The following is a 20,369-nucleotide window of genomic DNA, read 5'->3' as shown; positions in this document are numbered from 1 at the left end:
CTTGTTTCAAGCGGCCAGCTACCGCTACAGCGAAGGCATCACGCACTTCACATGATGATGGAAATTCTAGCCATCACCGCAGCCACGGCAACTCCAAGACGTTGCGTTTATGGGCGCTTTTCATCGCCGGCCATCCCCATGACATTGCATAGCATGGCTCCCGTCCTCTTCCTCGGGAGAATCCAATGCCCGGCACATCTCGGGACAACGCCAAGAGCCATCCCTATTTCACCCAGAAGGTACAGCTGCAATCGTTCCATGCCCAGCAAGCCTTCGATCGTGGCTTCGAGTTGTGCGCGAACGCCATCTTCTCCCTATCCGTCGTCTTGCGGATCATCGGAACCGACGACCAGGCGCACGAGGTCGAGCAACTCGTCGATGAGCGACTGAACAAGCTGTTCGAGGACATGCGCAACGAGGGATCCCGCCTGGACAAGATGGCCGAAGCAAACGGCATCGAATTCAAGGGGATCGATTACTCCCACCCCAAGGAAGTCGAAGCCAGGATCACCTCCCCCCGTGCCGTGCGCTACGTGGGCCTCATCCGGGAATTCGACGGCCTGATCGCCAAGCTCGACACGCTATGGCTGTCGGGCGTCATCGCGGACAGCGTCTACTCGCGCAGCATCTACGAATGGAAACGCCGGCTGTTGCGGCTGGCGGGGGGAATCAGGACGATCGCCGGACGCGCCATCATCGCTGCTCGCAGGAAGGAAGATGGTGCCAAAGACACAACGGATGACGGTGCAAGCGCTGGCGACACAGTGGCTGCGGGCGTCACTGCGCCAAGCGAATAGGTGCTCTGATCCCCCGCACCACCTTGCTGACGTCAACCTTGCGCACGTATTGCAGATCACCATAAACCGCGGACACCGTCGGGTCGGCAAAGGCCGCGGCCACCCAGGCCAGCATGTCCGGTCCGGCGAACACATAGTCGGCGTGCAAGAACCCGACCACATCACCCCTGGCGCCGGCGATGCCCTTATTCAGCGCGTCGTAAATGCCGCGATCCGGAAGTGCCAGATCCGGGGATGCCAGCGGCTTTGATCTCTACAGGAGCGGCGACAGCCGAGAACCGGGCTGGCACCTCGGCGCAAGGCACGCGCCCATTCGCGGCTGCCGCCGCTCCCACAATAGTGGCCGGCGAGGCTTGCACCTGCCCACCGTCACGAGCAAGCGTCCGAATCAAGCCTAAAGTCCCCAGAATTGGGGAAAACCTCTCGGTCGTGCGCATGCAACATGGCACCGTATCAAATCAATTCGGCGGCCAACCTAAGCCTTTCAGCGGTCGTTGGCAAACCGCCCAACTCCAACGCGTAAGCAAAATCTTCGGCACTGGATTGAGGCTTCTTGCGCCGAGCACGCATTCGCTTGAACGCCGCAATGGCATTCACGGGATCAAGGTCCCACTGGTTGATGATGAAGGTATCAGGGTCGATGGCCTCGATGCCATACTCCAGCAGGACTGCGTCCGGAAAGTCCTTCAAGTTGGAGGTGACGATACAATCGGCGTGCCCGGCAATGGCGGCTGCCAACACATGAACATCGTTGGGATCTGGCAGCTCAATCCCGCGCACGAGTGAAGACCAAGCCGACTCCGGCACTTCCCAGTCCGGGATGGCATCCCGCATGCAGTCGCGCCTTACACCGAGTTTCCCCACCAGGTCTGGGCGCTGTTTTTCGAGTGAGCGTATCCACTCGTCTTCAATCCTGGTTGTCCACTTGGCCGCGAAAAATCCAGCCGTGGCCAAGCTCATCAGCGCATCTGTCATCGCCAGCGGATACAAGACGCAGGCATCCAACAGCGCCGTGTAGCGGGCGTGCCCGGCCATCAGTAATCCAACCCCAACTCTCGAGCATTATCGGCCAGTCGCTCCAGGGCACTGGCTTGCTGTGCTCGCATTTTCTCTGCGTAGGCCAGCAAGTCCTCCAAGGCGATGCGACGATGCGAGCCTACCTTTCGATGAGGTAGCCGACCGGCTTCCATCTCCTTGATCACAAACGGGCGGGAGACATTCAAAAAATTAGCCGCTTCGACCGTCGTGAACTCCTGCTCGGTCGGCATCAAAACGATGGGGCGTCCTTCGCTCATGGCCCCCAGCAGTTGACCGATCAGCTTGAGGGCGGCAGGAGGAACCTCGACCGTGGGGTGCTCACCCGTGTCGGTAGTCAGCGTGATGGCGGCAGCACGAGAATGGTCCAGGGAAGCCATGATGCAACGCTGGGCAACCCGGACCATCTCCTTGTCCTTGGCGTTCAGCGGCGGAGGTGAAACCTCCCGAACACGATCAATCGTACGCATGTCTTTCTCCGGTCTTGGTGAGCTAGGGCATCGACACCCAGCCAAACACAGGATAGCACAGCAAGTGCACTAAATGCAGCAAGCGCATCAAATGAATGGAAGCGAGTGGACTCACCCGGAACTCTGAGCGAGCGATCGGAATTAAATATAGCGTCCCCGTAATTCGATGACGCTTGACGATCGCTCGAGGAGGGCTCACCATAACATAATCGTTAAATCCGATATTTAACATTTATCGAAAAAAACGATATCGTCTTTTTATCGACATTTCCGATCTAAATTCATGCTCAAGCTCAACTCGCCCCAGCAGGCCGGCCAGATTCTCGTCACTCGACGAAAGGCACTGCGTCTGTCCCAGGCTGCCGTCGCCGCGCGCCTCGGTCTCAGCCAGAACCGTCTGTCGGAGCTTGAAGCGAACCCCGATCGCCTCAACCTCGACCGCCTGCTCGCGCTGGCGAGCCTGCTCGGACTGGAACTGGTGCTGCAGGAGAAGACGTCCCCCTCCTCCGAAAGCGAGTGGTAGCCATGGGCCGCCCTTCCCACGCACGCTCCCTGACTGTCTGGACCAACGGCAAGCGGGTTGGCCAGTGGCGCCTGCCAGCGCGGGGAGCGACCGAGTTTCAGTACGAACCGGGCTGGATGGCGTCGCCCGAAGGCCGCCCCCTGTCCCTCTCCCTGCCCTTCACGCTCGACAATCTGCCTCTGCGTGGCGAACTCGTCGGCAACTACTTCGACAACCTGCTGCCGGACAGCGGCCGCATCCGCGCGCGCCTGCAGTCACGCTTCCGCACCGAAAGTACCGGTGCCTTCGACCTCCTCCAGGCCATCGGTCGGGACTGCGTGGGCGCCGTGCAGCTCCTGGCCGATGACGTCGAACCCGACAACGTGTTCCGCATCGAGGTGGAGCCGCTCGACGAAGCCGGCGTGGCACGCATCCTGAAAAGCACGGTTGCCCCGGGCACCGCGCTTGGCCAGACCAGCGCCGACGACGACTTTCGCATCTCCATCGCCGGAGCCCAGGAGAAGACCGCGCTGACCTGGCATGAAGGACGCTGGTGCCGCCCCTTGCGGGCCACGCCGACGACCCACATCTTCAAGCTGCCGCTCGGCCTGGTCGGCAACCGTCAGGCGGACATGCGCACCTCCGTCGAGAACGAGTGGCTCTGCGCCCGGATCCTGGCTGGCTTCGGTCTACCGGTCGCCGCGTGCGAGATTCAGCACTTCGGGGACCAGAAGGTGCTGGTCGTCGAACGCTTCGACCGCCGGCTGGCGAGTTCCGGGGACTACTGGCTGCGCCTACCCCAGGAAGACTTCTGCCAGGCCACCGGCACGCCCCCTCGGGCCAAGTACGAAGCCGATGGCGGTCCCGGACTGGTGGACATCGCCCGCATCCTGCACAACTCGGAGACGCGCGAGGCCGACCTGCAGACGCTATTGCAGGCGCAACTACTCTTCTGGATGCTCGCCGCGACGGATGGTCACGCGAAGAACTTCTCGCTCTTCGTGCACTCTGGCGGGCGTTACCGCCTGACGCCCCTCTACGACGTGTTGTCCGCCTGGCCAGTCACCGGAACGGGCGCGAATCACCTCGACTACGAGAAGCTCCGCCTGGCCATGGCCGTGCGCGGCAAGAACCGCCACTACCGGCTGCGCGACATCCAGCGACGTCATTTCATCGAGATGGCGCAGCGATGTGGTCTCGGCGCCGACATGAATTCCCTCATCGACACACTGATTTCGCGTGTCCCGAGCGTGCTGGAAGCAGTGAGTCGAGTGCTGCCAGCGGATTTCCCCGAGGATGTCTTCGCAGCCGTCGCCAATGGCCTGAATGCCTCGGCCAGGCGGCTCTGAATTCTGGGGACCTTACCGTGAAAAAAGCACATGGGGGTCAGGTCTCGCATTGTTCAGTACCGTTGGGCCAGCAGATCTATCACGGTAATGACACGTTCGTTGAACGAATGCAGAGCAAGGCCAGGAGTAGAGGCCACGGGCTGCCGTTCCCACAGATCAGTGTCGCCACCTGGCATCCGCTCCTGCGAAGATTGCTTCCGGCTATCAGGAGCACAATGCCGTGATCGTGGCGACCCACGCGACCAGCAGTCTACAGCTGTAGAGCAACAGCGGAATAGTTCAGTGCCCACTGACGGTGGGCCGCATCGTTCGGCAATCAATGCAACGATTCGTGTCGTTCCCCCAGTGGTCCGCCAGTAGTGCAATCTGGCCCGCCATCGAGTGGGTCCGCAGCAGGAGTGCCGCGTTTTGGCTGCTGCTGGCGCTCGACGCATTGCGGGTCGGGAAGATGCTGCTGATCGTCCGAAAAATGCCGAGAGGCTGATCGTGCGCCGAGCAATATAAAATAGCGGCGGTGGCGATTATTCTCTTATGGGGCGCCGTCGCAACAGCAGTCGCGCCGATTGTGGCGTCCCTGCTGCTACCATGAAAGCCTTTTTGCTGTGCCGCCACTGCTGCTACCAGAGCGCCCGAGAAGATCGATGCACTGACGTGAGACTGTTTTGGACACCGTAACCACCAACCCCTTTCGTACACTGCAGCTCGCCGCAGAGTATTTCCCGATGCTTGCGGACATGGCCGGCAGGAATGATCCGCTGATGCTGTCGGACTTGCGATCCCTGCAACAGAAGTACAAGCCGGATGACACCCGCCCGATCGAGCTAGCCATCAAGTTGCTGAGCGAGTACGGATTACTGGATGCGACGGACGAGTCTGGGTTCGAATGGGAAGTCCCGCATATCGTTGGCGAGTTTTTGCGCCACCTGACCATGCGTCAGCGCCTGGCGGCGCCCGGGCAGCTTACCCCGCTGATCGATGAGATCGCACACCTGACCGAAGACTTCCGGCAAGCGGTGGAGCAGGAAGACGTCGATCTTGTGCGCATCGCCGGTACTGGGCTAAAGCAGGGGCTTGACGCTGCGCGGGCGCTGTCGCAGCAGAACCACCAAGCCGTCCTGCACGAAATCATGCGCATCAAAAGCAGGCAGGATAATCGCTCGCTGCGCGAACGCTATCTTTTCATCACCCAGTTACAGGAGCGTCACCTGACCCCGCTTGGAGCCTTGGTCGACGTCGGTGGAGCGATGGAGCAGCGCGCTGCCGAACTCATCGCCGTAGCACGCGGTGCGCGTGAACGCATGTCGAACAATCCATACGTTCCGGAAATCGCTACGCGGATTATCGCTTCAGTCAGAAAGCTCAAGGACGTTGCGTGGACAGATTTCCATTCATGCCTGCGCGAAGTGACCCCCCTGTTTAAGCAGATCCGGCGTGACCACGCTCTGGCGGCATCGGTGAGTACAACGCTCGAGCGAGTCGGACGTGAAGGCGTTCGGGCACTGGACGAAGTGGTTGCGCAGCTGCCGATTGCCCGTTGGCGGCCCGATGGCCTGTTTTCCGCGTATGTGCTCACCGACTACCTCGCCGGCGTAGCGGAACATGCAAACAGACCTGATCCGGGTCCGATCAGGATGGATGAGGCTGCCGGCAGAACCGACCCCTCGATGAAGGTTCTAGATTTCGAGCAAGCCGCTTTGGAACTGCGTGCAGCTGGACAGCAGCCCGATCTGCTGCAATGGCTATTTGCCTGCTACCCAGATTTCCCGGAGCAACAGCGCCTCCACGGGATGATGCATCTGGGCGCTCATCCTGATTTTGCCGTGTCCATAGGGGATAGCCGCGCACTGCTGGAAACCGCCGACGCCGACTATTCCTACTTTCCGATAAGGATCGCCCGTGCTTGACCTCCCTGACAAACTCGAACCGCTCTTCCGCGAGTTATCGCGGGGAAGGCACCTATCTGCACATGATGGCGAACTGTTCATTGCGTTGCAGCAGCGTCCCGACGACTACGTTCAGATATTTGCGGCCCTCGGCTTCAAGCTGGTCCAGGACGCCAGAGCCTTTTACTACTTCGAAGGGTCCAACCGCGGGCTTGCGGACCGGGTCCAGCGCCTTGCCCTGTTCGTGTACATATTGATCGACGCGGCCGCCGACGCCGGAGCAAGCATCTCCGAGTTGCTGTCCGGGAAGGAACTGTTCGTTGATGCACTTCCCCATCTCAGCAGCGAACGCTATCGCGGGTACATGGCCCATGTTGAAGTAACGAACCAGGGCGACTTGAGCGACATTGTGCGCACCCTCGAGAACTTTGGCTTCGTGGTGCAGTTGAACAACGGCTTTCGCTTTCTGCCCCCTATTCATCGGATTGTCGATGCCTGCCGGCAGGAGGCTCCAACGTCCGAAACCACAAAGACACCAGTCGCGGAGGCGGCATGCTGATCACACCCGGACCGCGGCGCCTCATCCTGATGCGCGCCGGCAACTTCGAGTACGCAGAGATAGTGCTGGGCTCTTCTACGCTGCTGGTGGGGCCAAATAATGTCGGGAAAACATCTCTGATCTCGACGCTTAATTTCCTGTATATCCCGTCGTTCAACGAGATGCGTTTCGGCGACCATCACTGGGAAGAAACGCGGCGCTACTACTTCGGCAGCGACGCCAGCACCGTGATCTTCGAGGTTGCAACGGCCAGCGGCAACTTCGTTACAGTGGGGTTGCGCGGACGAGGGCAGGTAGGCAATTTCCACGTCGAGCGCTTCGCTTTCGTCGGTTCGTATCGCTCTGAGGATTTCATGTCCGAGGATGGGCGACTGCGCCCATTTGCCGAGGTCAAGGCGCGGTTGTCGGACCGGGATTTCAGACTCCTCGAACCCAATGAGTTGCGCGCTGCGCTGGTCGGCGATTTTTCTGTGCCGGCCTTGAACATGGGGATCGTGCCACTTCAAAACCCAAGTCGTTACAGCGATTTCGCCTTCTTGCTGAAGAACCTGCTGCGCCTGAAGCACCTGTCACAAGACGACGTGAAAGGCACCCTCCTCAATACCTACAGGCATGAAATTCCCACGGCCGAAATCGACCTTTACCGGGAATATGCCGACCTGCTCTCGACGCTCACCGCGGAACGCGCCAAGCTGGCCAACCTGCGCAAAGTTGGGGAGATGGCGGGGTCGCTCAAGAACGAACGAAACAAGCGCGACAATGCCCGGCGCAACCTGCCAGCCCTCTATGCAACGCTGGTGGCGACGAAGGCCCGAGAACAAAATGACCTCGAAACCGCCAAGGCCAACGATCAGAAGCGGCTGCAGGCATTGGAGGCTGAGGACGAAAACGAACGGCAAGAGATGCTGCGACTGGAGGCGGAAAACACCCAGATCGTTCGCGAATTGACGCGTGTGGGCGACTGGATTTCGGCCTTCGCCACCGAAACGCTTGCCTTGCGTGATTACCTCCCGAAGCTCGCAGAGCAACAGGCCGCGAGCCTCGCCGAGGAGATCGACGTTCTCACGGGGAAAATCGTGAATGCCGGTGACCCGACCGTGATCGAGCGGCAACTGATCGAGGCGCAGCGCAAGCTTTTGCTGACCACGCAACAACGTGACAAGCATGCGTCGCTCGTTGGCACCCGGTTGCTCGAACGCCTCGGGCACGAGGCCATCACGGATCTTGCGCGCATATTCAACCCCGCAATCCTGCGTCTGCCAGTTGAGCCCGGCGTTGTCGAAATCGCCGATGAAGCACTTCTTGTGGCAACCCTGAAGGCTGTTCATGGCCATGTCGACATCGGGCAACTGCAAGCCGCCGGCGCTACCATCTTCCTCGATCAGCTTCCCGACAGCGGCGGCGCTGCCGTGGTCGATATCGCAACGCTGAACGCCGAAATCGAGAGTCTTCAGCAGCGGGTGGCGAAGATCGCAGACGACCTCGAGGCGGCACGCAATATGGCGGCGCTGAAGTCACGGCGATCTGACTTGCAGAAAGAACTGGACGCTGCCAAAGCGAAGGCTCGACGTTATGCAGATTGGACTGCGAACGCCGAACTCGAGCCGGGCAAAAAGAAGGAACTCGCTGGGGTTACGCAGAGGCAAACAGACAATGCAACCAGTCGCCACAAGATTACCGAGGCGGCAAAAAAACGCGTCGAATTGCGCAGCGCCCTGCAGAGCGCGAACAACGGGTACAGAGAACGTCAACACGCACTCGATGGCATGCGGCCCACACCGCCGGATCCTGCGTGGCCGGTTGGCGTTCCCGATCCGGAATGGCAGGACTGCGACGCGAAACAATTGCATTCGCAGTATGCTGCGCTATTCGTGCGATACACCGAGGCTGAAGCAAAAATGCTCCAGATTCTCGGGAACGCCGAGGTCGTCACCCAGGACGGGTTTGAAGGCTCTACCCCTGACCAACGAATCGACGCCATGATCGAAGCGATCGACTCCCTGCCTGAACATGATCGTTCATTCCATCGGCTGCTTGGCGATGTCGTTAACGGGATGCGCGCATCGTTCAACAACATGTGCCACGGATTCGACGGTCTCCGGGGATGTATCGATCGGTTCAACCGCGAGATCGCCGGCGTAGCCGTCTCGAACCTGAGCAAGATGACCCTCGAAGTCTACGAGAACACCGAGACGACAAGGCACTATCGGCAACTGGCCGCTCGAGGAGACCTCCTGGAGGACCCCGCGAAGACGGATGAAGCCATTCGCATGATCGACCAAACGATCAAAGCGACGCGCGTGCTTCGCTTGTCTGATTGGTTTGGCGTGCGTTTCAGCATTGTCACCGACAGAGGGGAAACCAAGCGTTACGACGACATCAGCACCATCGAGTCCAATGGCACCACACTGACGATCAAGATTCTGTTCAACATCGTCCTGATCCGGGCCATGATGCGCAAGAACAAGGCGTTCATGCTTCCGTTCTTCTTCGACGAGGCTCACCAGATTGATGCTGCGAATTTGCATGCGATCCTGTCCATGGCGGAAAAGAACGGTTTCTGCCCAGTAATGGCGTCGACCCTGCCATCGCCGTCAGCGTCGAACATTGATTTCGTTCAGCGCATCGGGGGACGGACGTTCATCGACCCGAAGCGCCGCATCGAGCGCCGTACCAAATCTCCGGAGGCGGAATTTGCCAACGCCTCTTGATCCTTTTGCCGGACTGCTGGCCGATTTGCGGGAACAAGGGTCAATTCCGCACAGCCGTGTAAGAGGGAAATCCAGCGATCGCCTGCTTCCCCTGTTGCACGCCGATGTTCTCCAGGCGGTGCGCGTCGGCGCGGGACGGGCAATTGTGGTTCGCAACCCGGAGGCGCTGAGGGCGTTCATCGATAAGCAATACCCGGCGGGACTCATGCATCCAGAAGGAGCGGATGAGGAGGACTTCGATCGGCGAACCTTTGCACTGTCGCGTCACAGAAACACAAAGGCGATGGGAGGACTCGATTTTGAGATCGTCGAGTTCCGGTTGACCGGTAAGCTTCCGCTACAGATCGGTCATCGACTCGTATTTGGATCTGGGACGCCCGGAGGATTTGGTGCGTTTGTCCTGCATGACCGACGACATGACGAGTTCCCTCTGCCGGTCTTTAACGGACGAGTTGCCTCCTGCGAGAATCCGACAGTCTTTATTGCGGACGCCCCCTGGAAAAATGACAGCATCGATCTCGTTATTGCCACCTACGGACGGATGTCTCGCCGGCTGGTCGCCTGGTTGTCCAGCCCCATAATGAGCGGTTCAACAATTACTCACTACGGGGACTACGACCCAGTCGGTCTCAGTGAATTCCTGCGATTGAACTCCGCGATGGGCGAACGCGCCAGCCTGTTTTTGCCAGATAATCTTGAGGAGTTATTCCACACGTACCAGCAGCGTGATTTGCTCGCAGCCTCCTCCCGTCTGCTGCCAAAACTTGCCGGCAGTGCGCACCCGGGTGTCCAGCGCGTACTGTCCTTAATGCAGGAGTACGCAGGAGGGCTTGAGCACGAAGCTCTTCTGACAGGATATCCCTTAAAAGGCAGGCTTTAACCCAAAAATCGCTGTCGTTAAAAACAATGCGCCGCTACCGGTTGCCCCAGTAGCGGCGCACTTACCGTGTGACGAGGAGACTTGAATCGCGAAGTCGGCGATGGCCTTGCCGGCAGATGAACGATACAACTATTGTGACCTCAGTGGCGCAGGCGGAATGCCGCGTCCGGGCCGCTTGCACAAGCGCGGACCTCCTGTCATTTACCTGGGAATAAGTACGATAGAGTTTTGCCTCGCGAATGAGTAGAGGTTTCCGCCACTCATTCGCGAGGGGACGCTAGCGGTTTAAAGGCGGCTTGTTAGGTGCCACCCCTCACCGTATGGGCATTCGTAGACACGAAGCAGAATTCCCTGCTCTCGCTCCAAGATAAGGGCCTGACGTTCGGCAGATACCTCCGAGTTGTACGCTTGCTTGTCACAATCATGGCAATAATGGCACGGAGTGTGCCTTTCGGCAGGACTTAGGTGCCAAGATCCGCATCGATGACAGCGGTACGGCTCCATGCTATGGCCATAAACTTCGAGAACGTACCGAGCACCTTCCGCTGCCGATTGTCGCTCTAGGAAGGAACGACGTGGTTTGCCTTGACGGTTAACGCAGTTTGTATTGTGGTCGTTGAACATCGCTTCACTCCTCAACGTCCAGCACAACGCGGAAGGTGACCTTCACGTTTTTGTACGCACCCCAAGACGTGTGCCCTATGTCGCCTTCCCAGAAGCGGCCACTGACTACGCCCCTTTCCTCACACCACTCGTAAGCATCCCAAGCATCGATGAAAGCGATGCCTTCGTATTCCGCCCAAGGAATCGGACAACGATCACAGCGTATTTTGCCGTCCTGGCCCCGCGCAGCCCCCCCGGCCGGTGTTCCCCACTGTTCCACCTCGCATGCAGCCGAGCTGAGCTTAAACGCTTCAGAAGTGCGCGCTTTTCGCCGGAAAAATGCCACTGGCACGGACTACATTGGCAACACCCAGCACCTAGCGGAGGACGATATGCGCACCATTCAAGACCACGAGCTGAAGAGCCCCGGACTGGTTCTGATCAACCGCAAACAGCTTCTCAGCATGGTTCCGTTGTCCGATCGAACGATCTACAACCTGGAGAAGCGAGGGGACTTTCCGACCCGGATCGCGCTCACCAGCCGGAACGTTGCCTGGAACCTGGGAGAGGTGAAGGCGTGGATCGAGGACCGCAAAGCCAGAGGTAGCCAAGCAGCTCGTCCCGGCCGGACGATCATTGCTTCTTGATCGTCCAGCCGTCGATCATGTCCGCCCAGTCCTGCAACATGGCCGTGCGCTGCGCGCGGTACTCGGCCTTGTTGTACACAGCCCGCACTCCGCGCTGCTCATGGGCGAGACACTTTTCAATCCAGTCCGCGCTGTACCCTGCCTCGTGTAGCAAAGTGCTCGCTGTGCGCCGCAAGTCGTGAGGGCCAAATTTGGCCAGCTCCTTGCCATCGTTCTGGGCTTGCGTGTAGACCAGTTCCAGCACCCGGTTCAGTGTCGCGTCACTCATCGGCTTCCTGGCGTCGTACCTTGATGGCAGTACCCATTCAGATCCACCGGCGAAGGTCTTGAGCGCCATAAATATGTCAAGAGCTTGCCTGGACAGAAAAACCAGATGCGGATTGCGCCGCTTCATCCGCTCCTTGGGAATCGTCCACAGTGCATCGGTGAAACTGATCTCCGACCACTTGGCATTGGTCAGTTCGCCCTTGCGCACCATCGTCAGTAGCAGCAGCTTGCATGCCACCTTGAACTGGGGGCCGGCTGCTACCTTCTGCAAATACTCGTACATCAGGCCGATTTCGTCCGGCGACAGGGCGCGTTCCCGTGGCTGGAACTTGGCGATGGCTGTCGGCCTTACCTTGTCTGCCGGGTTTTCAACACTCTGCCCACGTTCATTGGCCCAGCGGTAAATCTGCATCACGACTTCACGGGCATGGACCGCCGTGGCTGGCGCCCCACGCTCCACGATTTTGTCGGTGAGCTGGCGCAGATCGTCGTGGGTGATCTCGGTCAGCAGCTTGTTGCCAAACGGACGCTTGAGGTCGCGTTGGTAGCACGCCCTGCGCATATCGCGGGTTGAGTCGGCCATCTCGTAGCCGCGCAGCCAGTCCTGCGCCCAGTCATCGAAAGTCTTCTCCTCCTTCGCGCGCTCCTTGGCACGCGCCTTCTCCCGCGCCGGTGACTTGCCGTCGGCGAGCATCTTCTTGGCCTCACCCAACCGTTCCCGTGCTTCCGCCAAAGTGATGCCGCCCAAGCCGTACTGCCCGAAGGTGACCGTCTCTTGCCTGCCGTTCAGCGAGTAGTTGTAGCGGAAGGAAATGGAACCTCCAGGGGAGACGGCTACGTACAGGCCATCCCGGTCCGCCACTTTGTACATTTTCTCCTGTGGCTTCAGATTTCGCAGCTTGGTATCGGAAAGCATCTGTCTTCCCCTTGTTTACTGGGTTCCGCGAAAAACCCATGGTATCGCGCAGTGGTTTTGATACCATGATCCAGCACACCACCGAGAACTGTCATATTTCTTGCCACGACTGGCTTTCACGGCTTTTGATACCATGATAGACCAAGACATCAATGGATGGTATCGGCCAAGATCGATTGAACGGGCAAAAGGATACCATCAGACAGACCACGGGAAAGGGTTGCTTTGTAATTCATTGTCATGCATCCAGATGCGAGGGCAGACGTAAAAAAAGCCCATTTTTACATGGGCTTATGTTGATTCTAGTGCCAGATCGTGCCTGGCACCACACTAGGGCAAATCATTCCCACTCGATCGTTGCCGGCGGCTTGCCCGAGATATCGTACACGACGCGGTTGATGCCGCGCACTTCGTTGATGATCCGGTTCGACACCCGGCCGAGCAGGCTGTGCGGCAGTTCGGCCCAGCGCGCGGTCATGAAGTCCTGCGTCTCGACGGCACGCAGCGCGACGACGTACTCGTAGGTGCGGCCATCACCCATGACGCCGACGCTCTTCACCGGCAGGAAGACGGCGAAGGCCTGGCTAGTCTTGTCGTACCAGTCGGCGGCGCGCAGTTCGTCGATGAAGATCGCGTCGGCGCGGCGCAGGAGGTCGGCGAATTCCTTCTTCACTTCGCCGAGGATACGCACGCCGAGGCCGGGACCGGGGAAGGGGTGGCGATAGACCATCTCGTGCGCGAGGCCGAGCGCGACGCCGAGTTCGCGCACTTCGTCCTTGAACAGTTCGCGCAGCGGTTCGAGCAGCTTCAGGTTGAGCGTCTCGGGCAGGCCGCCGACGTTGTGGTGGCTCTTGATCGCGTGCGCCTTGCCGGTCTTGGCGCCGGCCGACTCGATCACGTCGGGGTAGATCGTGCCCTGCGCCAGCCAGCGCGCCGCGGGCAGCTTCTTGGCCTCGGCCTGGAACACCTCGACGAACTCGCGACCGATGATCTTGCGCTTCTGCTCGGGATCGGAGACCCCCTTGAGATGCCCCATGAACTGCTCGGTGGCGTCGACGTGGATGACGCGCACGCCGAGATTGCGCGCGAAGGTCTGCATCACCTGCTCGCCCTCGTTGAGGCGCAGGAGACCGTTGTCCACGAAGACGCAGGTGAGCTGGTCCCCGATGGCGCGGTGGATCAGCGCGGCAGCGACCGACGAATCGACGCCACCGGAGAGGCCCAGGATCACCTCGTCGCTGCCGACCTGCTCGCGGATCCTGGCGACCGCCTCGTCGATGTAACCCGGCATGGTCCAGTCGCGACCGCAGCCGCAGATGTCGTGCACGAAGTTCGCGAACATCTCGCGGCCCTTGATGGTATGCGTGACTTCCGGATGAAACTGGACCGCGTAGAAGCCACGCGCCTCGTCGGCCATCGCCGCGATCGGCGTCGCCGCGTTCGAAGCGGTCACGCGGAAACCCGCCGGCAGCTCGACGACCTTGTCGCCGTGGCTCATCCACACCTCCAGCTGAGCCTTGCCAGCCGCACTGCGGCTGTCGGCCAGGCCACGGAACAGCGCACAGTCGTCGGCTTCGATCGTCGCGTAGCCGAACTCGCGCTTGTCGGCGCCGACGACCTTGCCGCCGAGCTGCTCGGCCATCGTCTGCATGCCGTAGCAGATGCCGAGCACCGGCACGCCGAGTTCGAAAACGGCCTGCGGCGCGCGGCAGTCGACGGCCTCATAGACCGAATTCGGTCCGCCCGAGAGGATGATGCCGCTGGCGCCGAAGTTGCGGACGAACTCGTCGCTGACGTCGTACGAATGGAGTTCGCAATAGACCTGCTGCTCGCGCACGCGCCGCGCGATGAGCTGCGTGACCTGCGAACCGAAGTCGAGGATGAGGATCTTCTTGTGGGCCATGGTGGAGTACCGGAAGTCGGAATCTGTCGGAGCGCCGGAGGGCGCGCATCGGGAAGTGCGGGAATCGGCGTGCTGGCGAATCGAGGCGAATGAAGGCCGATGAACAAAGGGCGGCCCGCAAGCCGCCCCCTGAGGATCCGCCCTGCGCCTCACTCGACGTGGTAGTTCGGCGCTTCCTTGGTGATCTGCACGTCGTGCACGTGCGACTCGCGCACGCCGGCCGAGGTGATCTCGACGAAGGTCGCCTGCGCGTGCATCTGGTCGATCGTAGCGCAACCGAGGTAGCCCATCGACGAGCGCAGGCCGCCCATCAGCTGGTGGATCACCGCGAGCACCGAGCCCTTGTAGGGAACGCGTCCCTCGATGCCCTCGGGCACCAGCTTGTCGACGTTGGCAGTGGTTTCCTGGAAGTAGCGGTCGGCAGCACCGGCGGCCATCGCGCCGATCGAGCCCATGCCACGGTAGGACTTGTACGAGCGGCCCTGGAACAGCTCGACCTCGCCCGGGGCTTCCTCGGTACCGGCGAACAGGCCGCCGAGCATGACCACGTTGCCGCCGGCGGCGATCGCCTTGGCGATGTCGCCCGAAAAGCGCACGCCACCGTCGGCGATGACCGGAACGCCCGTTCCGCGCAACGCATCGGCGACGTTCTGGATCGCGGTGATCTGCGGCACGCCGACGCCGGCGACGATGCGCGTCGTGCAGATCGAGCCGGGACCGATGCCGACCTTGACCCCGTCGGCACCGTGGTCGACGAGCGCCTTCGCTGCCGCAGCGGTGGCGATGTTGCCGCCGATCACCTCGACGTTCGGGAAGTTGCGCTTCACCCAGCGCACGCGGTCGAGCACGCCCTGCGAGTGGCCATGTGCGGTATCGACCACCAGCGCGTCGACGCCGGCCTCGACGAGCAGTGCGGCGCGTTCCTCGGTACCGGGGCCGACACCGATCGCCGCACCGACGCGCAGGCGGCCGGCAGCATCCTTGCTCGCATTCGGGTGCTCGCTCGACTTCAGGATGTCCTTGACCGTGATCAGTCCGCGCAGTTCGAAGTCGTCATTGACGACGAGGACGCGCTCCAGGCGGTGCTTGTGAATCAGCGCCTGGCCTTCGGCGACGGAGGCGCCCTCCTGCACGGTCACCAGACGCTCGCGCGGCGTCATGATGTTGCTCACCGGCTGGTCGAGGTTGGTCTCGAAGCGCAGGTCGCGGTTGGTGACGATGCCGACCACCTGCTTGCCCTGCACCACCGGCAGCCCGGAGATCCTGTGCTGACGCGTCAGCGCCAGCACCTCGCGCACCGTCATCGTCGGCGGGATCGTGATCGGGTCCTTGAGGATCCCCGACTCGAAGCGCTTAACCTTCGACACCTCGGCCGCCTGCGCCTTCGGGCTCAGGTTCTTGTGCACGATGCCGATGCCACCTTCCTGCGCCAGCGCGATCGCCAGGCGGGCTTCGGTGACGGTGTCCATCGCAGCGGACACCAGCGGCAGATCGAGACTGATGTTGCGCGTCAGGCGGGTACGCAGGCTAACGTCGCGCGGCAGGATCGCAGAATGGGCGGGAACCAGCAGGACGTCATCGAACGTCAGCGCCTTCTGAATTAAACGCATGGCTTTTATCCAGGCTCACAAAAGCAGGATTATACAGCAAGGCCGCCTGCCACCGCAGGACAGACAAGGCCCAGCCGGCAGGCCCGCGTGCAGCCTGCTTCAGCCGGCGTCCGCCTCGCCGGCGCCCTTCTTCATCGCCTTGCCCTCGCTCGCGCGCTGCTTGCGCATTTCCTTGGGGTCGGCGATCAGCGGGCGGTAGATCTCGACGCGGTCGCGATCGCGCAGCACCGTGTCCAGCCTGGAGAGCTTGCCGTAGATGCCGAACTTGCCCTTCGCCAGGTCGATCGCCGGGTGCTTCTGCAGCAGCCCGGAGGCCTCGAGCGCCTGCTTCAGGGTCGCACCTGCGGGCAGGTTCAGCGCGACCAGGTCCTGGCGGGCCGGCAGCGCATGGACGACCTCGACGCGGATGTTGTTGTCAGTCATCGGCTCAGCGGTTTCCGTAGACGACCGCAGCGCGGCGGACGAAGGCATCGACGAAGGTGTTCATGATCTGCCCGAATACCGGCGCGATCACCTTCTCGAACATCTTGCTCGAAAACTCGTAGGAGAGCTGGAATTCGACCTTGCACGCCGTCTCGCCGAGCGGCTTGAAGCGCCACATCCCCTCCAGCCGGCGGAAAGGCCCGTCGACCAGCTTGATGTTCATCCACAGCGGCACTTCCTTGTCGTTGTCGGTGGTGAAGTGCGACTTCACGCTGAGATAATTGATGAACAAGGTGGCGACCGTCTTCTTCTCGTCGCGGTACTTGAGTTGCGTCTGGCTGCACCAGGGCAGGAAAGCGGGATAATGCTCGACGCCATCCACCAGATCGAACATCTCTCTCGCCGACCGCTCGATCAGGACCGATTTTTCAACCAACGCCATCTGCCACCGCTCCGGAGAACATCATCAAGAGCCGGCGATTCTAGCGCAAAACCCTGCCCAGCACCGTTCCGATGCTTCTTGCCGACATTCACGACCAAGCCCCCCGCGCGCCGAGCCCCGACCGGCGCGCGCCGCTGCGGAGCGCAAACTGATGGAAGAACTTCTCTACTGGGCCGGGATGGCCGCAGTCGCGGTCAATGCCATCACCGGCGTTCTCGTCGCGCAGCACAAGCAGATGGACCTCGTCGGCGCGACCACGGTGGCGACGGCCACCGCGATCGGCGGCGGCACCCTGCGCGACGTGCTGCTGCAGCGCGAGGTCTTCTGGGTGGCCGATCAGGCCTACCTGGCGATCGCCATCGTCGTCGGCATCGTCACCTTCTTCTGGGCACGGCAGCGACGCATCGCGGAGGCGCGCTTCCTTTACCCGGATGCGGTCGGCCTGGCACTGTTCAGCGTGCTCGGCGCCCAGATGGCACTGCAATGGCAGGCCCCGTGGCTGGTCGCGAGCATCATGGGCGTCATCACCGGCGTCTTCGGCGGCGTCCTGCGCGACCTCTTCTGCAACCAGGTACCGCTCATCTTCCTGCCCGGCGAACTCTACGCATCGGTCGCCTGGATCGGCGCGCTGACCCTGATCGGACTGCAGGAGGTTGGTGTCGACGACACGACCTCGACCTGGGTCGCGATGGCGGTGATCCTGGCCGTGCGCGCGGCGGCAATCCGCTTCCGCATCCGCCTGCCGACCTTCAAGTCGCCTTGATGGGCGGACCGTCGGGTTAGCGCAGCCTAACCCGACAAGTGACGGCCTGAACCATGCCGCCCCCTGGAAAAACGGCTCCGGGCACGGAGCGTGCGCGGAGCCGTTTGCACTCGCTGCTGGCGGCATTGCCGCCAGCCCCGGATCGATGGATCAGGCGCGGTGCGCCGCCAGCCGCGTCCAAGTTTCGATGACCGTGTCCGGGTTCAGCGAAATGCTGCTGATTCCCTGGTCCATCAGCCATTCGGCGAGATCGGGGTGGTCGGAAGGCCCCTGGCCGCAGATGCCGACGTATTTGCCCTGGCGACGGCAGGCCGTGATCGCCATGTCGAGCAGCACCTTCACCGCCGCATCGCGCTCGTCGAACAGCGAGGCGACCAGACCCGAGTCGCGGTCGAGGCCGAGCGAGAGCTGGGTGAGATCGTTCGAGCCGATCGAGAAGCCGTCGAAGTGCTTGAGGAACTCCTCGGCGAGCAGCGCGTTCGAGGGGATCTCGCACATCATGATCAGCTTGAGATCGTTGTCGCCGCGCTTCAGGCCGTGCTCGGCGAGCAGTTGCTCGACCGCAGCGCCTTCGCCGACGGTACGCACGAAGGGCACCATCAGCTGCACGTTGGTCAGGCCCATCTCGTTGCGCACCTTGCGCATCGCCTCGCATTCCATCTCGAAGCAGTCGCGGAAGGTCGAGGCGATGTAGCGCGAGGCACCGCGGAAGCCGAGCATCGGATTCTCTTCCTCAGGCTCGTAGACATCGCCGCCGAGCAGCTTGCGGTACTCGTTCGACTTGAAGTCGGACATGCGCACGATCACCGGCTTCGGCCAGAAGGCGGCGGCGATGGTCGCGACGCCTTCGACCAGCTTCTCGACGAAGAAGGTCCTGGCGTCGGCGTAGCCACGCGCGCGCCGTTCGATTTCCTCGCGCCGGTCGACGGGCAGGTGTTCGATGTCGAGGATCGCCTTCGGGTGCACGCCGATCACGTTGTTGATGATGAATTCGACGCGCGCCAGGCCGACGCCGTCGTTCGGCAGCTGCGAGAACTCGAAGGCGAGTTCGGGGTTGCCGACGTTCATCATCACCTTGACCGGCACTTCGGGCATCGCCGCGACGTCGCGCGAGGTGACCTCGAAATCGAGCTTGCCGCGATAGACGTGGCCGGTGTCGCCCTCGGCACAGGACACGGTGACGATCTCGCCCTCGTAGAGCATGTCGGTCGCGTCGCCACAGCCGACGATCGCCGGGATGCCGAGCTCGCGCGCGATGATGGCCGCGTGGCAGGTGCGTCCGCCGCGGTTGGTGACGATCGCCGCCGCGCGCTTCATCACCGGTTCCCAGTTCGGGTCGGTCATGTCGGCGACGAGCACGTCACCCGGCTGCACCTTGTGCATCTCGCTAGGGTCATGGACGACGCGGACCGGGCCGACGCCGATCTTCTGGCCGATGGCGCGGCCCGACGCCAGCACCTTCGAGTAGCTCTTCAGGCGGAACTTCTGCACCGTGCTGGCGCCCTCTTCCTGCGACTTGACCGTCTCCGGACGCGCCTGCAGCACGTAGATGCGGCCGTCGCGACCGTCCTTGCCCCATTCGATGTCCATCGGGCGCTGGTAGTGCGCCTCGATGATCATCGCGTAGCGCGCCAGTTCCTGGACTTCGGCGTCGTTGATCGAGAAGCGGTTGCGGTCGGCTTCGGCGACGTCGGTCGTGACCGTCGAGCGGCCGGCGACCTTCTCGCTGGCGAAGACCATCTTGATCATCTTCGAACCGAGCGTGCGGCGGATCACCGCGTGCTTGCCGGCCTTGAGCATCGGCTTGTGCACGTAAAACTCGTCGGGATTCACCGCGCCCTGCACCACCGTCTCGCCCAGGCCCCACGAGGAGGTGATGAACACCGCGTCACGGAAACCGGATTCGGTGTCGAGCGTGAACATGACGCCGGCGGCGCCGGTGTCGGAGCGGACCATGCGCTGCACGCCGGCCGAGAGCGCGACGTTGGCGTGCACGAAGCCCTTGTGCACGCGGTAGGCAATGGCGCGGTCGTTGTACAGCGAGGCGAACACCTCCTTCATCGCGTGCAGGATGTTGTCCAGGCCTTCGATGTTGAGGAAGGTTTCCTGCTGGCCGGCGAAGGAAGCGTCGGGCAGGTCTTCGGCGGTGGCCGAAGAACGTACGGCAAAACTCATGCCGTCGCCGGATTCGGCGACCAGCGCCGCGTAGGCATCGCGGATCGCTGCGTCGAGTGCCGGCGGGAAAGGCGTGTCGATGATCCACTGGCGGATCTGTGCGCCACAGGCGACCAGCGCGCTGACGTCATCGACGTCAAGCGTCTCGAGCGCCTTGGCGATGCGCTCGGCGAGGCCTTCGTGGGCGAGGAAATCGCGGTACGCCTGCGCCGTCGTTGCAAAGCCGCCGGGAACGCGTACCCCCATGTGCGAGAGCTGGCTGATCATCTCGCCGAGCGAGGCATTCTTGCCGCCCACCCGATCAACGTCGGTCATGCGCAGATTCTCGAAGCTGATCACATATTCGTTCGTCGCCACCGTAGTTCGCCCCTGATGAAATTAAAGTCCGATGCGAGAAAATGGCCGGCACAGTACCGGCCGCAGAGGGTGTCATC

The 20,369-nt window shown here is 61.6% G+C and carries 18 protein-coding genes; 9 read left to right on the top strand and 9 right to left on the bottom strand.

The genetic code is table 11. The annotated features are described in order from the left end of the window. Window positions 1-185 precede the first annotated feature (185 nt). Window positions 186-797 (top strand): AcaB family transcriptional regulator, encoded by a 612-nt coding sequence (locus CCR84_RS15785; RefSeq protein ID WP_201214427.1) that lies wholly within the window; start codon window positions 186-188, stop codon window positions 795-797. Here the strand turns inward: CCR84_RS15785 and CCR84_RS16650 are convergent. The 3 genes from CCR84_RS16650 to CCR84_RS15770 all read right to left on the bottom strand — a co-directional run bounded on the left by CCR84_RS16650 (window position 778) and on the right by CCR84_RS15770 (window position 2,302). Next, a complete protein-coding gene (locus CCR84_RS16650; protein ID WP_338052634.1) occupies window positions 778-1,002 on the bottom strand; it encodes a glycosyltransferase in 225 nt (74 codons plus the stop codon). The genes CCR84_RS15785 and CCR84_RS16650 overlap by 20 nt on opposite strands. 248 nt (window positions 1,003-1,250) lie before the next feature. Then, on the bottom strand, window positions 1,251-1,832 hold the full coding sequence (locus CCR84_RS15775) for a PIN domain-containing protein (protein ID WP_201214426.1): 582 nt from the start codon (window positions 1,830-1,832) through the stop codon (window positions 1,251-1,253). Further along, the gene (locus CCR84_RS15770) at window positions 1,832-2,302 is read right to left on the bottom strand and encodes a helix-turn-helix domain-containing protein (protein ID WP_201214425.1); all 471 of its coding nucleotides are present in this window, start codon (window positions 2,300-2,302) and stop codon (window positions 1,832-1,834) included. Before CCR84_RS15770 ends, CCR84_RS15775 begins: the two co-directional genes overlap by 1 nt. A 283-nt stretch (window positions 2,303-2,585) precedes the next feature. Here CCR84_RS15770 and CCR84_RS15765 point away from each other — a divergent pair, with 283 nt between their 5' ends. The 7 genes from CCR84_RS15765 (at window position 2,586) to CCR84_RS15735 (ending at window position 11,436) form a co-directional block, all read left to right on the top strand. Beyond that, window positions 2,586-2,825, top strand: a complete 240-nt coding sequence (locus tag CCR84_RS15765) for a helix-turn-helix domain-containing protein (RefSeq protein ID WP_201214424.1) — start codon at window positions 2,586-2,588, stop codon at window positions 2,823-2,825. Window positions 2,826-2,827: 2 nt separating this feature from the next. Further along, the gene (locus CCR84_RS15760) at window positions 2,828-4,153 is read left to right on the top strand and encodes a type II toxin-antitoxin system HipA family toxin (RefSeq protein WP_201214460.1); all 1,326 of its coding nucleotides are present in this window, start codon (window positions 2,828-2,830) and stop codon (window positions 4,151-4,153) included. Window positions 4,154-4,815: 662 nt separating this feature from the next. Continuing rightward, window positions 4,816-6,057, top strand: a complete 1,242-nt coding sequence (locus CCR84_RS15755; RefSeq protein WP_201214423.1) for a hypothetical protein — start codon at window positions 4,816-4,818, stop codon at window positions 6,055-6,057. Further along, a complete protein-coding gene (locus CCR84_RS15750; protein ID WP_201214421.1) occupies window positions 6,050-6,595 on the top strand; it encodes a condensin complex protein MksE in 546 nt (181 codons plus the stop codon). Before CCR84_RS15755 ends, CCR84_RS15750 begins: the two co-directional genes overlap by 8 nt. Continuing rightward, on the top strand, window positions 6,589-9,306 hold the full coding sequence (locus CCR84_RS15745; RefSeq protein WP_201214420.1) for a hypothetical protein: 2,718 nt from the start codon (window positions 6,589-6,591) through the stop codon (window positions 9,304-9,306). The genes CCR84_RS15750 and CCR84_RS15745 overlap by 7 nt, the downstream gene beginning before the upstream one ends. Then, entirely contained in the window at window positions 9,290-10,186 is an 897-nt protein-coding gene (locus tag CCR84_RS15740; RefSeq protein ID WP_201214417.1) for a hypothetical protein, read from the top strand. Before CCR84_RS15745 ends, CCR84_RS15740 begins: the two co-directional genes overlap by 17 nt. A 995-nt stretch (window positions 10,187-11,181) precedes the next feature. Next, entirely contained in the window at window positions 11,182-11,436 is a 255-nt protein-coding gene (locus CCR84_RS15735) for a helix-turn-helix transcriptional regulator (protein ID WP_201214415.1), read from the top strand. Here CCR84_RS15735 and CCR84_RS15730 read toward each other — a convergent pair. The 5 genes from CCR84_RS15730 to CCR84_RS15710 all read right to left on the bottom strand — a co-directional run bounded on the left by CCR84_RS15730 (window position 11,423) and on the right by CCR84_RS15710 (window position 16,997). Then, window positions 11,423-12,619: a tyrosine-type recombinase/integrase gene (locus tag CCR84_RS15730; protein WP_201214412.1), complete on the bottom strand. Its 1,197-nt coding sequence runs from the start codon at window positions 12,617-12,619 to the stop codon at window positions 11,423-11,425. The genes CCR84_RS15735 and CCR84_RS15730 overlap by 14 nt on opposite strands. 340 nt (window positions 12,620-12,959) lie before the next feature. Further along, a complete protein-coding gene (gene guaA, locus CCR84_RS15725) occupies window positions 12,960-14,522 on the bottom strand; it encodes a glutamine-hydrolyzing GMP synthase (RefSeq protein WP_201214399.1) in 1,563 nt (520 codons plus the stop codon). Window positions 14,523-14,671: 149 nt separating this feature from the next. Beyond that, window positions 14,672-16,132 carry an IMP dehydrogenase gene (guaB, locus tag CCR84_RS15720; protein ID WP_201214387.1) on the bottom strand — a complete coding sequence of 487 codons (1,461 nt, stop codon included), beginning with the start codon at window positions 16,130-16,132 and terminating at the stop codon, window positions 14,672-14,674. Window positions 16,133-16,231: 99 nt separating this feature from the next. After that, window positions 16,232-16,555: an RnfH family protein gene (locus CCR84_RS15715; RefSeq protein ID WP_201214375.1), complete on the bottom strand. Its 324-nt coding sequence runs from the start codon at window positions 16,553-16,555 to the stop codon at window positions 16,232-16,234. A gap of 4 nt (window positions 16,556-16,559) precedes the next feature. Further along, complete coding sequence (locus tag CCR84_RS15710) at window positions 16,560-16,997, bottom strand: type II toxin-antitoxin system RatA family toxin (protein ID WP_201214374.1); 438 nt, start codon at window positions 16,995-16,997, stop codon at window positions 16,560-16,562. 151 nt (window positions 16,998-17,148) lie between these two features. Here CCR84_RS15710 and CCR84_RS15705 point away from each other — a divergent pair, with 151 nt between their 5' ends. Next, window positions 17,149-17,760 carry a trimeric intracellular cation channel family protein gene (locus CCR84_RS15705; RefSeq protein ID WP_201214372.1) on the top strand — a complete coding sequence of 204 codons (612 nt, stop codon included), beginning with the start codon at window positions 17,149-17,151 and terminating at the stop codon, window positions 17,758-17,760. 150 nt (window positions 17,761-17,910) lie between these two features. On the opposite strand, the gene ppsA is transcribed toward CCR84_RS15705, so the two are convergent. Further along, window positions 17,911-20,292, bottom strand: coding sequence for a phosphoenolpyruvate synthase (gene ppsA / locus CCR84_RS15700; protein ID WP_338052633.1), 2,382 nt, complete (start codon window positions 20,290-20,292; stop codon window positions 17,911-17,913). Between the last annotated feature and the right edge of the window lie 77 nt (window positions 20,293-20,369).

This window comes from Rhodocyclus purpureus (assembly GCF_016653115.1).
In the GTDB taxonomy this organism is placed as follows: domain Bacteria; phylum Pseudomonadota; class Gammaproteobacteria; order Burkholderiales; family Rhodocyclaceae; genus Rhodocyclus; species Rhodocyclus purpureus.
The sequence above is the reverse complement of the archived record's forward strand: the minus strand, read 5'-3'. Positions and strand labels throughout refer to the sequence as shown.

Excerpts from the sequence above, each read along its gene's own strand:
- guaB (WP_201214387.1), bottom strand. The coding sequence starts at position 16,132 with ATGCGTTTAATTCAGAAGGCGCTGACGTTCGATGACGTCCTGCTGGTT.
- CCR84_RS15710 (WP_201214374.1), bottom strand. The coding sequence starts at position 16,997 with ATGGCGTTGGTTGAAAAATCGGTCCTGATCGAGCGGTCGGCGAGAGAG.
- CCR84_RS15770 (WP_201214425.1), bottom strand. The coding sequence starts at position 2,302 with ATGCGTACGATTGATCGTGTTCGGGAGGTTTCACCTCCGCCGCTGAAC.
- CCR84_RS15745 (WP_201214420.1), top strand. The coding sequence starts at position 6,589 with ATGCTGATCACACCCGGACCGCGGCGCCTCATCCTGATGCGCGCCGGC.
- CCR84_RS15735 (WP_201214415.1), top strand. The coding sequence starts at position 11,182 with ATGCGCACCATTCAAGACCACGAGCTGAAGAGCCCCGGACTGGTTCTG.
- CCR84_RS15765 (WP_201214424.1), top strand. The coding sequence starts at position 2,586 with ATGCTCAAGCTCAACTCGCCCCAGCAGGCCGGCCAGATTCTCGTCACT.
- CCR84_RS15715 (WP_201214375.1), bottom strand. The coding sequence starts at position 16,555 with ATGACTGACAACAACATCCGCGTCGAGGTCGTCCATGCGCTGCCGGCC.
- CCR84_RS15705 (WP_201214372.1), top strand. The coding sequence starts at position 17,149 with ATGGAAGAACTTCTCTACTGGGCCGGGATGGCCGCAGTCGCGGTCAAT.
- CCR84_RS15760 (WP_201214460.1), top strand. The coding sequence starts at position 2,828 with ATGGGCCGCCCTTCCCACGCACGCTCCCTGACTGTCTGGACCAACGGC.
- CCR84_RS15785 (WP_201214427.1), top strand. The coding sequence starts at position 186 with ATGCCCGGCACATCTCGGGACAACGCCAAGAGCCATCCCTATTTCACC.
- CCR84_RS15730 (WP_201214412.1), bottom strand. The coding sequence starts at position 12,619 with ATGCTTTCCGATACCAAGCTGCGAAATCTGAAGCCACAGGAGAAAATG.
- guaA (WP_201214399.1), bottom strand. The coding sequence starts at position 14,522 with ATGGCCCACAAGAAGATCCTCATCCTCGACTTCGGTTCGCAGGTCACG.
- CCR84_RS15775 (WP_201214426.1), bottom strand. The coding sequence starts at position 1,832 with ATGGCCGGGCACGCCCGCTACACGGCGCTGTTGGATGCCTGCGTCTTG.